15 protein-coding genes are annotated in these 15030 nt (G+C 43.2%); 13 read left to right on the top strand and 2 right to left on the bottom strand.

Features of this window, described 5'->3' with window-relative positions; all coding sequences use genetic code 11:
• Positions 1-45 precede the first annotated feature (45 nt).
• Positions 46-648, bottom strand: coding sequence for a hypothetical protein (locus FEF09_RS19455; RefSeq protein ID WP_146306663.1), 603 nt, complete (start codon positions 646-648; stop codon positions 46-48).
• Between the two features lie 110 nt (positions 649-758).
• The gene (locus FEF09_RS19450; protein WP_146306662.1) at positions 759-1802 is read right to left on the bottom strand and encodes an agmatinase family protein; all 1044 of its coding nucleotides are present in this window, start codon (positions 1800-1802) and stop codon (positions 759-761) included.
• Between the two features lie 319 nt (positions 1803-2121).
• Between FEF09_RS19450 and FEF09_RS19445 the strand changes: the two genes are divergently transcribed.
• From FEF09_RS19445 to FEF09_RS19385, 13 genes are all read left to right on the top strand, one after another.
• The gene (locus FEF09_RS19445) at positions 2122-2514 is read left to right on the top strand and encodes a cytochrome c maturation protein CcmE (protein ID WP_012790722.1); all 393 of its coding nucleotides are present in this window, start codon (positions 2122-2124) and stop codon (positions 2512-2514) included.
• Positions 2515-2599: 85 nt separating this feature from the next.
• Positions 2600-5110 (top strand): cytochrome c biogenesis protein CcsA, encoded by a 2511-nt coding sequence (gene ccsA, locus FEF09_RS19440; protein WP_146306661.1) that lies wholly within the window; start codon positions 2600-2602, stop codon positions 5108-5110.
• A gap of 65 nt (positions 5111-5175) precedes the next feature.
• Positions 5176-6180: an alpha/beta hydrolase gene (locus FEF09_RS19435; RefSeq protein ID WP_146306660.1), complete on the top strand. Its 1005-nt coding sequence runs from the start codon at positions 5176-5178 to the stop codon at positions 6178-6180.
• Between the two features lie 1453 nt (positions 6181-7633).
• Positions 7634-8257 carry a DUF4294 domain-containing protein gene (locus FEF09_RS19430; protein ID WP_146306659.1) on the top strand — a complete coding sequence of 208 codons (624 nt, stop codon included), beginning with the start codon at positions 7634-7636 and terminating at the stop codon, positions 8255-8257.
• Positions 8258-8352: 95 nt separating this feature from the next.
• Positions 8353-8868, top strand: coding sequence for a hypothetical protein (locus tag FEF09_RS19425; RefSeq protein ID WP_146306658.1), 516 nt, complete (start codon positions 8353-8355; stop codon positions 8866-8868).
• A 40-nt stretch (positions 8869-8908) separates the two neighbouring features.
• Positions 8909-9640, top strand: a complete 732-nt coding sequence (gene bshB1, locus FEF09_RS19420; protein WP_146306657.1) for a bacillithiol biosynthesis deacetylase BshB1 — start codon at positions 8909-8911, stop codon at positions 9638-9640.
• Positions 9641-10524: 884 nt separating this feature from the next.
• Positions 10525-11079, top strand: a complete 555-nt coding sequence (locus FEF09_RS19415; RefSeq protein WP_012790730.1) for a peroxiredoxin — start codon at positions 10525-10527, stop codon at positions 11077-11079.
• Between the two features lie 87 nt (positions 11080-11166).
• The gene (locus tag FEF09_RS19410) at positions 11167-11754 is read left to right on the top strand and encodes a carboxymuconolactone decarboxylase family protein (RefSeq protein WP_146306656.1); all 588 of its coding nucleotides are present in this window, start codon (positions 11167-11169) and stop codon (positions 11752-11754) included.
• A gap of 247 nt (positions 11755-12001) precedes the next feature.
• The gene (gene rpmB / locus FEF09_RS19405) at positions 12002-12238 is read left to right on the top strand and encodes a 50S ribosomal protein L28 (RefSeq protein WP_012790732.1); all 237 of its coding nucleotides are present in this window, start codon (positions 12002-12004) and stop codon (positions 12236-12238) included.
• A 32-nt stretch (positions 12239-12270) separates the two neighbouring features.
• On the top strand, positions 12271-12453 hold the full coding sequence (gene rpmG, locus FEF09_RS19400; protein WP_012790733.1) for a 50S ribosomal protein L33: 183 nt from the start codon (positions 12271-12273) through the stop codon (positions 12451-12453).
• 111 nt (positions 12454-12564) lie between these two features.
• Positions 12565-12738 carry a DUF4295 family protein gene (locus FEF09_RS19395; RefSeq protein WP_089814156.1) on the top strand — a complete coding sequence of 58 codons (174 nt, stop codon included), beginning with the start codon at positions 12565-12567 and terminating at the stop codon, positions 12736-12738.
• A 239-nt stretch (positions 12739-12977) separates the two neighbouring features.
• Complete coding sequence (ftsY, locus tag FEF09_RS19390) at positions 12978-13940, top strand: signal recognition particle-docking protein FtsY (RefSeq protein WP_146306655.1); 963 nt, start codon at positions 12978-12980, stop codon at positions 13938-13940.
• A gap of 213 nt (positions 13941-14153) precedes the next feature.
• Entirely contained in the window at positions 14154-15029 is an 876-nt protein-coding gene (locus FEF09_RS19385) for a cupin-like domain-containing protein (RefSeq protein WP_146306654.1), read from the top strand.
• Position 15030: the final 1 nt, after the last annotated feature.

The following is a 15030-nucleotide window of genomic DNA, read 5'->3' as shown; positions in this document are numbered from 1 at the left end:
TTCAGATAGTTTCTTGTTGAATTTGTAATATTGTCCGGTGCGTCATCAGAGCCTGCTTTTAAAAAAAGCGTTCATTTCTTCCGCGGTCGTTGCACCCGTTTCGTCAAGCACTTCGAGTTGTAATACTTTATTGTTTTTGAAGTCTATCGTGAGCAGGTCATTCCGCAAAATTACGTTATTCAGTTGGTTCCAGCCAATCACCTTGTCCGAAAAGGTACCCGGCAGGCTCAGTCCCATCATGTCAATCCTGATGTAGCAAGGCTGAAACAGCTTATATTCAGCCCATCCGATGTATGCAGAAGCAACACCTGTCAGGAACAGCAGGATACCAATGAGCGGCTGCATATGACTCAGAAAGAACAGACAACCGGTCAGACTCACAAATGCCTGAATCAGACGAGCCAGACTGTTGGCAGACTGTATATTACGGAAGCGTTTCATAAAAAACGGAAACGCCAGACTTCCAATACCCAGCAGGATAAAAAAGACAGCCATCACCCAGTTGGGAGACGGACTGTTGTATGCACCTATTCCATTCATTAGAAAGAGAATGCCGGCCAGTCCATGCATAACAGGTTGCATGCGAAGACGTGTTTCAGCATTCGGTTGGAGAATCCTGATCTTGTATTTAGTCATATTGTCGCTCATCAACAGTCTTTTTTATATAAATCCCATCAGGCCGCCTTTTAAAAGAGGCTATATATTATATATACACCCTCGTCCCCGCAGCCAGATTCTTAATTCGTAATTCCTGATTCTTACTGATTCGACAGGATCAGCAGGTTACATAATTTAAACAGTACCCTCGCACCTACATTCGCATCCCATTCATCATGAGAGGTGCTTACCTCATTCAGGTCAAAGCCGATTAATTTACGGCCGCTGCTGATGATCTTACGGAAGAGGTAATATAACTGTTCTGTCTCGAAGCCGCCTGGTACAGGAGTACCTGTCCGCGGACAAAGCTTCGGATCCAGTCCGTCAATATCAAAACTGATATATACCTGTTGCGGGAGTGTCGCAACGATATCGTCACAGATCATCTTCCACGTATCGCCTTCGTATTGACGGGTTTTGATGTCCTTATCGAAGAAGGTCACCACTTTTCCATTACTATTATTGATGTAGTCTATTTCTTCTTCGCAGTAATCGCGGATACCAATCTGTACCAGTCTGGTCAGCTGAGGAACTTCCTTGAGTGCATTATACATGATAGAAGCGTGGGAGTACTGGAATCCTTCGTAACCATTACGGAGGTCGCAGTGTGCATCTATCTGAAGAATACCGAAATCGCCTTTTTTCTCACCGATGGCTTTGAAGAAACCCAGTGGGGTGCTATGATCTCCACCTACAAGGGCGACCAGTTTGCCACTGTTCAGCAGGTCTTTTGTCTGACGGTAAACCCAGTCATTCATGGCCACCGTACCGGTATTGACATCAACCAGCGTCTTTTTAAGAAATTCATTATCACAGACATCTCCACCTTCCGTCAGGAATTTAAGGTAGAGTTCAGCTTCTTTGCGGAGATAATCGCTACGCAGCAGCAGCTGTTTGTCGATTTCACGCATGAAAAACCCATTTTTCCATCCGTCTTTTACATCTGTATCATACAGGTCCACCTGTAGAGAGGCTTTAAAGATCTGTTCAGGACCTCTGGCCGTACCGTGCGTATAAGAAACCGTCACTTCCCAGGGTACAGGTAATAGTACCAGTTTTGCATCCTCTTCAGTTGTAGGCAGGCCAAAGATGTTGTTGGACAACAGGCTTACCGAATTGGGATCAAATTGAGATAAATCCGCCATGATAATGTAATTTGATAAAAAGAGGCCACCTACAGGCGGTCCCGGGAAAAAACCGTTCATACAAAACGATTTTTCCGGCGCAAAGATAGTAATTTATGATGCTTTGACCATAAGAGCCTCACCACAGTTGGGGCTGCATCCATTTTTCATAATTTATATGATAAAGATCATGTGTTCTTTTATGTAAAAAAAGACACTCGAAGTTCATTTTGGCGTAATTTTGCTAATGACAAAGACTGTATATCGAAGAAAAATATAGTGTACGGCTTTTCACTTTTGATTAAGGATGCATTAAGGAAGAATCTGAATTATTTGCGATATGAAGAAATCTAATATTGTCCTGCTGGTACTCATTGCTGTAGCTATTGGCGTAATTGTAACGGTAGCAGGCGATTTCAGTACTTATGAGACATTTGCGACAGCCCGGCAGAAAGAAGGAAAGGAATTTCAGGTGATCGGTAAGCTCGATACAACAAAGACACTGGAATATGATCCGGTAAAAGATGCCAATCTGCTTCGTTTTTATGTAGTTGATAAAACAGGAGAGATCCAGCCTGTTGTTTTCTATGGTACCAAGCCAACTGACTTCGAAAAGGCAGAGAGTGTGGTACTGACCGGAAAAATGTCTAATGGAGAGTTCAAATGCAGCAAGATACTGATGAAGTGTCCTTCAAAATATAAGAACGATCAGGTGGCGATTGGAAAAGCATAATTATTAAAGGCCATCTTCCACATATAACTATTATTCAATCTTCGTCCGCAGACGACCGTCTGCGGTCTTTTAATAATATCAGGTCTTGGATACAAAATACATAGGGGAACATCTGTTGCCCGGACAGATAGGGCATTTTGCAGCAGTTTTAGCATTTATCGCTGCTATATTAGCAAGTATCAGCTACTTTATGGCGGTGCAGTCCAAAGACGATTTGTTAAAGGACTCCTGGAAAAAACTGGCCCGCTGGGCCTTCATTATACAGGCACTCGCTGTTTTCACTACTTTCGGCAGCCTGTACTACGCACTATACAATCACTACTTCGAATACAAATATGTATGGAGGAACTCTTCCCGTGACCTGCCGGTAAGTTACCTGCTCTCCAGCTTCTGGGCTGATCAGGAAGGTAGTTTCCTGTTATGGTCCATCTGGCACAGTGTATTAGGGCTTCTCCTGATCCGTTTTGCAAAGAAATGGGAAGCGCCGGTAATGGCGACCCTGTCTTTTGCGCAGATCTTCCTCGGTAGTATGCTGATCGGTATCTATATATTAGATTACCGCGTAGGTAGCAATCCATTCCTGCTGCTCCGTCTGGCAGAAGAAAATCAGGGATTGCCATGGGTAGCCAATGCCAATTATCTCGACTTCATCAAGGATGGTAACGGACTGAACCTGTCCCTGCAGAACTACTGGATGGTGATCCACCCGCCAGTACTGTTCCTCGGATTTGCTTCTACCATTATTCCTTTTGCATATGCTTTCGCCGGTCTCTGGACCCGTGAATATAAAGAATGGATCAAGCCTGCACTGCCATGGTCCCTGTTCTCTGCAATGATCCTGGGTACAGGTATTATGATGGGAGCTGCCTGGGCATACGAATCACTGACTTTCGGTGGTTACTGGGCATGGGATCCGGTAGAAAATGCATCGCTGGTACCATGGTTGACACTGGTGGCAGGTATACATACCCTGCTGGCCTTTAAGTTTTCTGGTCATGCGCTGAAACCGACCTTCTTTTTCTTCTTTATCACTTTCGTACTCATTCTCTATTCTACCTTCCTGACCCGTAGCGGTGTGTTAGGTGATACCTCTGTACACTCATTTACCGACCTCGGTATGAGTGGCCAGCTGCTGGTCTATATGGCAGTATTCGTTGTACCTGCATTTGCCTTGCTGATCGTGAGACGTAAGGAAATTCCTGATGCGAAAAAAGATCCAAGTAGCTACTCCCGTGAATTCTGGCTGTTTATCGGTGCACTGATCCTGATGATCGCTGCTATCCAGATCACTTTCACAACTTCCATCCCTGTATGGAATAAGATCATCAACGGACTGGGTATCAAAAAACTCTTTGGGCTGGAACAGGACATCGCGCCTCCATCTGATAGCGTATTCCATTATAATAAGATCCAGATTTTTGTGGCAATTGTGTTAGGCGTACTGACAGCGATTGTACAATACCTGAAATATAAAGACACGCCTAAAGGTCATTTCGTTAAAAAGATCGGTATTCCTACTGTGATCAGTCTGGTGATCACCGGTCTGATCGGTGTATTTGGAGACATCAATTATGACGCTTATGGTGCAGGTTTCCTGTCAGCTATTTATATGATGCTGTTTACCAGTGTGTATGCAATCGTGGCAAACGCAATGTTCATTATAATTGGCCAGAAAGGTAAATTACGCGTAGCAGGCGGTTCCGTTGCACACGTTGGTTTTGGGATGGTGCTGTTGGGTATTCTGATCTCTTCTTCCAGAAAAGAGGTGATCTCCATCGACAGGATGAAAATGCTGGATGGCGGATTCTTCGGAAAGGAAAGCAAGGAAAATCCAAGAGAAAACCTGATGCTGCCAAAGAACTTCCCGGTACAGATGGGGGATTATCATGTAACTTATGCCGGTGACTCTCTGGCAGAAGGTGATGCGAAGACCTATTATCTGGTACGTTACGAGCGTCGCGACCCGTCTAACGGTAATATCGTTGAGAAATTTACCCTGCATCCGGATGCGTTCCTGAGTAACAAAGGACAGCAGCAGCTGACGCCTAACCCGGATTCAAAACACTATCTGACAAAAGATATCTTTACTTATATTACCGCAGTACCTATCAAGGATGCAGGCAGCGATACGGCGCAATATAACAACCATGACATTGCACCGGGTGATTCTGTGTTCTTTGCAAATGGTTATATTATATTGGAAGGTATTCAGCCGCAGCCACAGAACCGCAATTACACACCACAGCCAAATGATCTGGCAGTAGGTGCACAATTGAGAGTGGTGACGAAGAATAACGAGCAGTACAACCTGATGCCGGTGTATAGTCTGCGTGACAGCAGTTACGAAGTGATTGTACCGGATACGGTTGCTCCGCTGTCGCTGTATGTGAAATTCAGCAAAGTGCTGCCAAAAGAAAAAAAGATACAGATACAAGTAAAGGAATCAGATACATTTAAGGATTATATTGTGATGAAAGCATTTATATTCCCATACATTAATGTGTTGTGGTTAGGTATTCTGGTGATGGTTTTTGGGTTTATAATGAGTATTGTGCAAAGAGTGAAGGCGAACAAGTCAAAATCGATTCAGTCATAACGCTTTTATTTCCGGAGACAGGCGCCAGCTTGTCCGGTCTCCGGGAATAAAACAATACACTTCCCATGAAAAGCAGCTGGCTGCGAATATCCCTGATTGTAATAACAATCCTTGTAATTTTATATTACCTTGGTCCACGACCCGTTACCCCACGGTATGATCCTTTATTACCGACCGTTCCTCAGCAAGCGTCCGCATTGGATCAATACGTTGCCACAAAGGAAAGTTTTCACAAAATAAAGCCTGATAATGAAGCCCGGATCATCTGGTATGATTCCCTGCATCGCAAGACGCCTTTCAGCGTCGTGTACCTGCATGGCTTTTCTGCCAGTCAGGAGGAAGGGAATCCTGTACACCGTGATTTTGCAAAACGATATGGTTGCAACCTTTACCTTTCCAGATTGGATGCGCACGGACTGGATACATCAGAACCGCTATTGACAATGACGGCTACGGGCCTTTGGAAGGATGCCAAAGAGGCACTGAGTATCGGTAAGGCGCTGGGAGAAAAGGTGATTCTGGTGACTTGTTCTACGGGCGGTACGCTCGGGCTAAAACTCGCAGCCACTTTTCCCAATGACATTTACGCCATCATTAATATGTCGCCCAATGTTGCGATCAATGACGATATGGCTTTTCTGGCAAATAATCCGTGGGGCCTGCAACTGGCTCGTCTGGTTTGTCATGGAGACTACCGACAGTCGCCACCCGAAAAACCAGAGCTTGGTAAGTATTGGTACAACAAGTACCGCTTAGAGGCAGTGGTTGAATTGGAAAGTTTGTTGGAAACTACCATGGAGCCGGGTGTATTTCATAGTATTAAACAACCAGTGCTGAACGTCTATTATTTCCGTGATGAGGAGCATCAGGATCCGACTATTAAAGTGTCAGCTATTCTTGCTATGCATAAGGCGCTGGGTACCGCTGTTGACATGAAAGAGGCAGTTGCCATCCCGGATGCTGACGCACATGTGATCGGTTGTTATCTGACATCGAAAGACGTCCCGGCAGTTGAGAGGGCGATCGATTCATTCGCAGAAAAAAAGCTGGGTCTGATACCCGTAAAATAGAAAGTTGATGGAGAAAGCGTTATATTGCTACATAACATTTCAGCCACTTCTACCATACATTTCCTAATTGACCAGGTTGAAATCATACGCTATCCAATATTGAATTAAAGACCAGGGAAGAATGTCTGCTATTGCTAAAGGCCATAGCAGGCTTTTTTGTTTTTAGGAGGCCTACATTTCTTTTTTGAGGTAGTCTTTATAAGTAATTGTTTTTCAGTAGCATAAGGTTTATTGACCGGGTCATTTAAATATGAGAGTTAGCGTGATAGCGGGTATTTGATACTATAAGGCTTACATTTCTTTTTTGAAGTATACTTCATAAGTGCCTGTTTTTCAGTTAAATAAATTAATTGACAGGGTCAATTTTGACACTACAATCAAGGTTTTCAGGTGATTGAACGCTAATACACCGTATCAGGTGAGGTTAAATATTGAAGTTGATAGCATCATAGGTTTGATTATCAGTACTTAAGATGCGATTACTCCACAGTATTTTTTCAATTAGGACAGGAGACTATTTCCGGTAGAAGTAGCCATTAAAAAGGGCAGGATAATTGCATAAATGATCACTATAAGGCGACAATTTTTATGCTTAAACAACTTGAAATTCTACTTTAAGTAACCCGGAAATTGAGCCATTTTTTGCATTGTTTGACATGCCGGACGGCAAATAAAGCATCTTTCTGATACAGGAATCACTTATGATTCAGACAAATTCATAAAAATATATTTAACTGATTATCATTGAAATACAAGCGATATCTAAAGCCATATTTTAAATAAAATCTGCTTTTACAGTGTTTTTTATTCGTTCCATCTCGCTATTACTATAGCCCGGATCCATTATCTCCATTGTTTCTGTTTTAGTCAATTTTCCATTTACTCTTTTATGCCAACTGAGCTGTTAATTGTCCGGCTCAGATAGCTGCTTTGCGTTTATATCAGATATTGAATATGGCAGCTTACTACTTGTAAAGCGCTCGCTGAAACAATCGCCCGTTTGTAAAGCTAATACTGCATTAATACCTTAATTGTAAGATTTACGGTATTAAAAGCAGTAAACCAATCGCAGGATTAAAAAGCTGTTGTAAACCTTTCTCAGGATTAAGAGTAAACCTATTTCAATACTATACCCATAAAAAAGAGGGCAGTAAACCAATTACAGGATTAAAAACTTGTGTAAACCTATATCAGGACTATACCCTGAATTCGTTTCAGTCAGCAAGGTAATTTATAGATATCCCGTAGATGTCCCGTAGATAACCCGTATATAAGCCTTTATTATATATACGGGTTATCTACGGGTTATCTATGGGATATCTACGGCTTATCTATGAAAAATCTTCCTGACCGGGCCCTTATTTAAACGCCTTGTTATTGTTTTTCAGGCCCTCACCAGCAATCGTTTTTTTAGCATATCTTTAGTATAATTTTAAGATCATATTAGGAGTTTATGCGTCGTCTCACCGCTTTTATCATCCTGTTTGCCAGCATCTTATGCCTTGCCGGTCGCAATAGGGGTTATGCCCAGTCGCGTCATGGAGCAGACAGTATTGCAGTGGGAGCTATCATAGTTGGTTCAGACACAATTCCTTCCATCACTTTACACATCTTTGAGGTGGTTGATAAGCTGCCTAAAAAGTTCCGTAAGCAACGGGAGGCATGGACGCGTTTACGCAATGCGGTGTATGTCACCTATCCTTATGCAAAGTCTGCCGCGAGGATCTTAAAAGATGTAAACGCTCACCTCGCTACGCTGCACGACAAGAAAGACCGGAAAAAATATCTCGCGGAAATTGAGAAGAAGATGAAGGATCAGTTTGGTGACAAGCTGGAAAATTTGTCTGTATATCAGGGTAAAGTGCTGATGAAGCTGATCAACCGGGAAACCGGACAGAACTGTTATGAGATCATTAAGGAGCTAAAAGGAGGTTTCTCTGCCCGTATGTGGCAAACGGTGGCATTTTTCTTTGGCGGTAACCTGAAAAGCGACTATGACACGCAGGAGGACAAGGATATCGAAGCTATCGTACAGGAAATAGAAATGTACCGTGGTTCCCGTGCCTATAACTACTAAGCTGCCTTTATCATTCTGAATGACCTTTTCTCATTTTAACAATCCCTTCTACCTAAGCTGACCCCTGTTCTGGCAAATCTGCCGTAAATTCACAGATGCATGTAAGAATTTTTATCATGGTATGCCTGCTGCTGAGCGGGACTGCCGCTATGTCACAAGACCTGAGTTCGATACCCGGTGTTCCGCAGAATGCCCTGATCTTCATTGATAGTGTGGAAAGTAAAAATGTAATGGAAGGTTTGGATCCTACGAAGATCGCTTTGATTGATATTGTGAAAGGCTCAAAACTGAAGGAAAAGTATGGTCCGAGGGGCGAGGATGGTGTGATCTTTATTGAGACGGTACCATTTGCGCGGAAGCGATATACCCGTATGTTTGGGGAGATGTCAGCTGATTATCAGCAGCAACTGAAGAAGGAGGGAAGCGACAGCGCATTTTTATATTTGCTGGATGGAGCGCCGATTGAGAGTAATGAGGCACAAATGCTGGCTGCATTGGAAAGAAAGAACATTGACAGTGTAAAAGTCATACCTGCTGCAAAATTGGCAGATGTGCCCGGTGATCATGCAGGGAAGAAGTATGGAATACTGATCACCAGCAAGACTAACTAAGCGTTATCTTTGCACTCCACCAAAAGAAAGGACATTTTCGATGAAATTAGACATACTGGCTATTGCTGCACATCCCGATGACGTGGAGCTGGCCTGTGCAGGTACCCTGATGGTACATGCTGCGCAAGGGATGAAGGTTGGCGTACTGGACCTGACAAGAGGAGAACTGGGCACCCGTGGCACGCCTGAAACGAGGGCGGCGGAGGCGGCAGATGCTGCAGTAGTGATGGGATTATCAGTAAGAGATAATCTGGGACTGGCAGACGGTTTTTTCCGGAATGACACGGAAGAGCAGATGAAGCTGATTGCTGCGATTCGTAAATACCAGCCGGATATTGTACTGGCCAATGCGTTTGAAGATCGCCACCCGGATCATGGAAGAGCGGCCCGTCTGATAGCAGACAGCTGTTTTCTGGCAGGTCTGAGACGTATTGAAACGTTTGATAATGGTGAGCCGCAGGCAGCATGGAGACCGAAACAGGTATTCCATTTCCTGCAGGACCGTTTTGAGGAACCAGATTTCGTGATAGATGTTTCTACGGTAATAGAGCGTAAGAAAGAGGCGATAAGGGCATATAAGACCCAATTTCTGGCAGCAGCAGCTGATAGTGAGCCTAAGACCTATATTTCTTCATCAGCCTTCTTTGATGGGGTGATAGCAAGAGATGCCACGTTCGGCAAAATGATCGGGGTACCTTATGCAGAAGGTTTCAAAACAGTTAAGATGTTGGGAATTAATAGCTTCAAGGATTTGATTAATAATGTAACGTGAGGCTGTGGATGTTTAACAACATCATTTGCAACTAATTGTGGAGTAAAACGATCTTCATATTATAAAAAAGGCTTTCGCATGGCGGAAGCCTTTTTGTTTCAGGCTGGTTTTCGTCGATTGACACTGTTAAACGGCGATATTTCGCAGATATACCAGTGGGATTATGAAATGGCATAAACCGGCTTAAAATGCGAAAAGGAACTACCAATTAACCATAATTAGTAATTCCTTCATTGGAATGCGTTCATCCTTTGATAAAAGGAGCGCCTATATACGTTCGCTATGCGGGTAGTTCCCCGCTGATAGCTACTAATGAGACATTAGTAAATTGGCAGAGGAAGAATACTGACCAGCATAACGGCGCCAGCTCTCCGTGAGGAAAGTCATTCTTACAGGATACGGCACCATCTGCGCGTTAACCATTAGATGAACAGGTCTTGTGTAGCATCAAATTCATCATGTTTACCCAGACCGTTTTTAATTAACGGGATAAGTGCAATACCAATCGTAAAAATCACCAAGAGTACGTTTTTTAGTTTCATAGCCTGTCGTTTTATAGTATTCGTTAAAGTTTTGGTACTATATATAACTAAATAGCGTGCCAAATTGTTCCGTTTGGCTTCACATTATGTTAAGATTGTATTAATGAGACAAAATAAAAATTAAAAAACGTGCTAAAGTTAGGAGGAGGGCCATTTTTAGCCTCATATAGAGAATTTCAATGCACAGGTATTCAAAATCTATTTGATTAATAATAAGGAGACATGCAATTTTGCACCCGAATAACCATAAAGGACATATGTAATTCTTGTGAATGTAATACAGGTCCGGAAAGTTGGATATATAAAGAGGATATAACGTAAATAATAAATCATATACGCACAATGAAGAATGTAACATTATCTTTAGGAGCAAGCTTTCCTGAGTTCAAGAAGACCGCTGTAGTATCTATCGAGAAAGGTAAAGAGTTCTATGAACTGTCTTCCGAAGAGCTGAAGAATTCCGGCAAATGGTTAGTAATGTTCTGGTGGCCAAAAGACTTTACGTTTGTTTGTCCTACTGAAATAGCTGAATTCAACAAACATTATCAGGATTTCGTTGACCGTGATGCAATCTTAATTGGGGCTTCTACTGATTCTGAATTCGTACACGCTGCATGGAGAAGAGACCATGAAGATCTGCGTAACCTGCAGTTCCCGATGCTGGCTGATACTTCCAAGTCTCTGGCTGAAGAGCTGGGTATCCTGGAAGCAAATGAAAAAGTTGCTTACCGTGCTACATTCATCGTTGATCCTCAGGGTATCGTACGCTGGGTATCTCTGTATGACCTGAACGTAGGTCGTAGCGTGAAAGAGGTACTGCGTGTACTGGATGCACTGCAGACAGACGAGCTGTGTCCTTGTAACTGGGAAAAAGGCCAGGCTACACTGAACGCTTAATCTTTTTTAAGGTCCATAGTCAGTACCTGAAAGGGTCGTCCGGCTATGGACTTTTTATTTTTTACAGACATTTGAAAAATAATTATTATGTTCGCAACTTCAAATACTGATACGGCTGTACAGTTGCTGGAAGCAGTAGGGTTAACCGACGCGCATCTTTCTGATCGTTTACGTACCCTCGCCAACACTGATGCCCGTTATCTGAAAGATCTTAAGATAAACGTTACCAACTCATTATCAGCCTCTACACTGACCAAAAAGGAAGCTTACCTGTTGGGTCTGTCAGTAGCAGCAAATGAGAAACACGTTGACCTGCAGGCGGCTTTTGAAAAGCTGGCTACACAGGAAGGTGCTACAGACAAGGAGATTGCTGAAATCTACAGCTGTACATCCCTGATGAATGCAAACAACGTGTACTACCGTTTCCGTCACTTCGTGAATAAGGAGTTCTACACTGCTACACCAGCAGGTATCCGTATGAGCATTATGGCGAATCCGGTTTTAGGTAAAGAGTTTTTCGAACTGGTGAGCCTGGTGGTATCGGCGTTGAATGGCTGTGAAATGTGCGTGACTTCACACGAAGATGCGTTACTGAAACACGGTACTTCACAACAGCGAGTGCTGGAAGGGGTGAGATTGGGTGCTGTATTGAGAAGCCTGGTAGTACTGCTGTAAGGCAGCAAAGGATCGCATAAATTGGCCCTGTTGTAAAAATAGATCGCTGATTTTGTGCGAATTTCAAAATGTGGATATCTTTATACTTCAGAAATTCTACCGATGGATTCTGTTGATATTCAGATATTTACGCGATGTGAATTCTAATTTAGATTTACACATTGCGTAAGTGTTAATAAAATCGGATTACAATTATTTGCAAAATCCACAATAAAGTGCGACTTTTGCAATCCAAAATTTTTCTATCATGGCAAGAGTATGTCAGGTGACAGGAAAGAAGCCGATTACGGGTCACCATGTTTCCTTCTCTAATATTAAGACAAAGAGGAGATTTCTGCCTAACCTGCAGAAAAAGCGTTTTTTCCTGGCGGAAGAAGATCGCTGGATTTCTTTGAAAGTATCAGCTGATGGTTTAAGAACCATCAACAAGAATGGTTTGTATGCAGTAGTTAAAGACTTGCGTGCAGCTGGAGAGAATATCTAATTGTTGGCATTCAACTTTAATTTGTATACAAAATGGCAAAAAAAGGTAACAGGGTGCAAGTGATATTGGAATGTACAGAGCATAAGACTTCAGGTCAGCCAGGTACTTCCCGTTATATCAGCACCAAGAATAAGAAGAACACTCCAGAGCGTCTGGAGCTGAAGAAGTACAACCCAATCCTGAGAAAGGTAACTGTACACAAAGAAATTAAGTAATTGATCGTTAATGTTGAGCGTTAATCGGTAGCATGTTGGTGCATTCGGTCGCGATTAGCAATTAACAGGTAACTTTTGACGATTCACTTTAACTTTTAATCTAATAATATTATGGCAAAAGCGGCATCTAAGAACTCGAAAGTAAAAGACGCGAAGGCAGCAGCTGAGTCCAAAGTTTGGACAAAAGTAATCAGAGCTGTACGTTCTCCTAAAACCGGTGCATACTCTTTCAAAGAGGCTATCGTGCACAAGGATAAAGTTGTGGAGCACATTAACCAGAAGTAATTCGGCTTTACCAATTATACTATAAAAGCTGTCCGTTATCAGGACAGCTTTTTGTGTTGGTAATAAGTAAGGCCATCGTAGTTATAGCTTAATTTGCATATAACGATCATTAATCGCTGAGCCCCAATAGTCAATACTCTTCTATTATGGAGTATTTTCTGTAACTTAACGCCTTAACAATCGACTACCGTCAATACATATCCTATTGACGCCAGACTGTCGGTCGCAAAAGAATAACCATGAGTTTTTTCAATAAGCTATTTTCAAGGGAGAAGAAAGAAAGCCTGGACCAGGGATTACAGAAGACGAAAGATAGTTTTCTCACCAAAATCGGCCGCGCCATTGCAGGTAAAACCACTGTTGATACAGAAGTACTGGACAGCCTGGAAGAAGCACTGGTATCTGCTGACGTAGGTGTAGATACAACCGTACAGATCATTGACCGAATAGAAAAGCGCGTATCGAAAGATAAATACCTGGGTACCGCAGAACTGAACAAGATCCTGCAGGAAGAAATTGCAGGTCTGCTCGTAGATGCTCCGGATAGCGGATTCCGTGATTTCGATGTTCCGGCAGATAAGAAGCCTTACGTAATTATGGTTGTCGGTGTGAATGGTGTAGGTAAGACCACCACCATCGGTAAACTGGCCTATAATTTCAAAAAAGCGGGTAAGTCCGTATTACTGGGTGCCGCAGATACTTTCAGAGCAGCCGCTGTTGATCAGCTGACTATCTGGAGTGATCGTGTAGGGGTACCTATCGTAAAACAACAGATGGGTTCCGATCCGGGAGCTGTTGCCTTCGATACCGTACAAAGCGGTGCTGCCAAAGGATCTGAAGTTATCATTATCGACACCGCAGGTCGCCTGCATAACAAGGCCCATCTGATGGATGAGCTGAGCAAGATCAAACGTGTGATGAAAAAAGTAATTCCTGATGCACCACATGAGGTATTGCTGGTACTGGATGGTTCTACCGGACAGAATGCACTTGAACAGGCCCGTCATTTTACAGCAGCAACTGAAGTAACCGCACTGGCTATTACAAAGCTGGATGGTACCGCTAAAGGTGGTGTCGTACTGGCAATAGCCAACCAGTTCAAAATACCGGTGAAGTATATCGGTATCGGTGAAAAGATGGAAGATCTGCAGGTATTCAACAAGGAGGAGTTTGTAGACTCGTTGTTTAGCATAAAAGACTAATGAACACATAAGTGTTTGCAGATAATGAAAAGAGACCTTAAGGGTCTCTTTTTTTGTTAGTAGCCATCAGGGCACAGGTGATAAAAGCAGCGGCATTATTATTGCGGTGTTTGCTGCTGCAGACGTTAAAATCTGTTTTACATACAATATCCTTACCCGGTAAAAGGCCGGTGTGTATCTATTGTTTCACGTACGTATTAATGTCTCTTCTTTATGCATTTAACCTCCATAGATCGCGTAGAGAGTATTTCAGCTGAAGTATTCCGTAAAGAGTATTTTGAACCACGGAAACCATTAGTGATCACCGGACTTAGCAAAAGCTGGCCGGCGTATCAGAAGTGGACATGGGATTATTTCAAATCCATCGTGGGACAGCAGACAGTAGGCTTATACAACAATGAACGTGCAGGGGCCAAAACCCTGGTAAATGGGGCAGATGCCTTCATAAGTTTTGGGGAATACCTTGATATGGTCAGAAAAGGACCTGTACAGCTCCGCATATTCCTTTTTAACATCTTTCAGCATGCCCCGGAAATAGTACAGGATTTCATCTGGCCGGATCAGCTCTTGTCCGGTTTTCTTAAAAAGTATCCCATGCTCTTTGTGGGAGGGGCGGGGTCCGTAGCGCATATGCACTACGATATTGATCTTTCACACATCTTCCATACACAGTTTCTGGGCCGCAAGAGGGTCTTATTGCTGGAAAACAGACAATCTCCGTATATATACCGGATGCCTTTTACGGTGGAGAGTGCGGCCAGTTTTGTAAACTGGCATGAACACCTCGATACAGAGCACTTTCCGGCACTCGAAAAAGCAGAAGCATATACCACGGTGCTGGAACACGGAGATACTTTGTTTATGCCGGGTGGTTACTGGCACCATATGGAATATATGGACGGCGGTTTTGCGATGAGTCTGCGGGCATTGGATGAAACTCTGGCGGGAAAGCTGAACGGATTATACCATATTGTCGGGCTCCGGAGCATGAACAATCTGCTTATTAAGCTGGCGCCGGAATGGTGGTATCATTACAAACGAAAAGTTGCCAGACGAAGAGCAGAAAGGGTATTGGCAGCTGCCGGATGAG

Origin of the sequence: Chitinophaga pinensis (assembly GCF_007896845.1) — a bacterium.
Taxonomy (GTDB): domain Bacteria; phylum Bacteroidota; class Bacteroidia; order Chitinophagales; family Chitinophagaceae; genus Chitinophaga; species Chitinophaga pinensis_C.
This window is presented reverse-complemented; position numbering and strand designations above follow the sequence as displayed.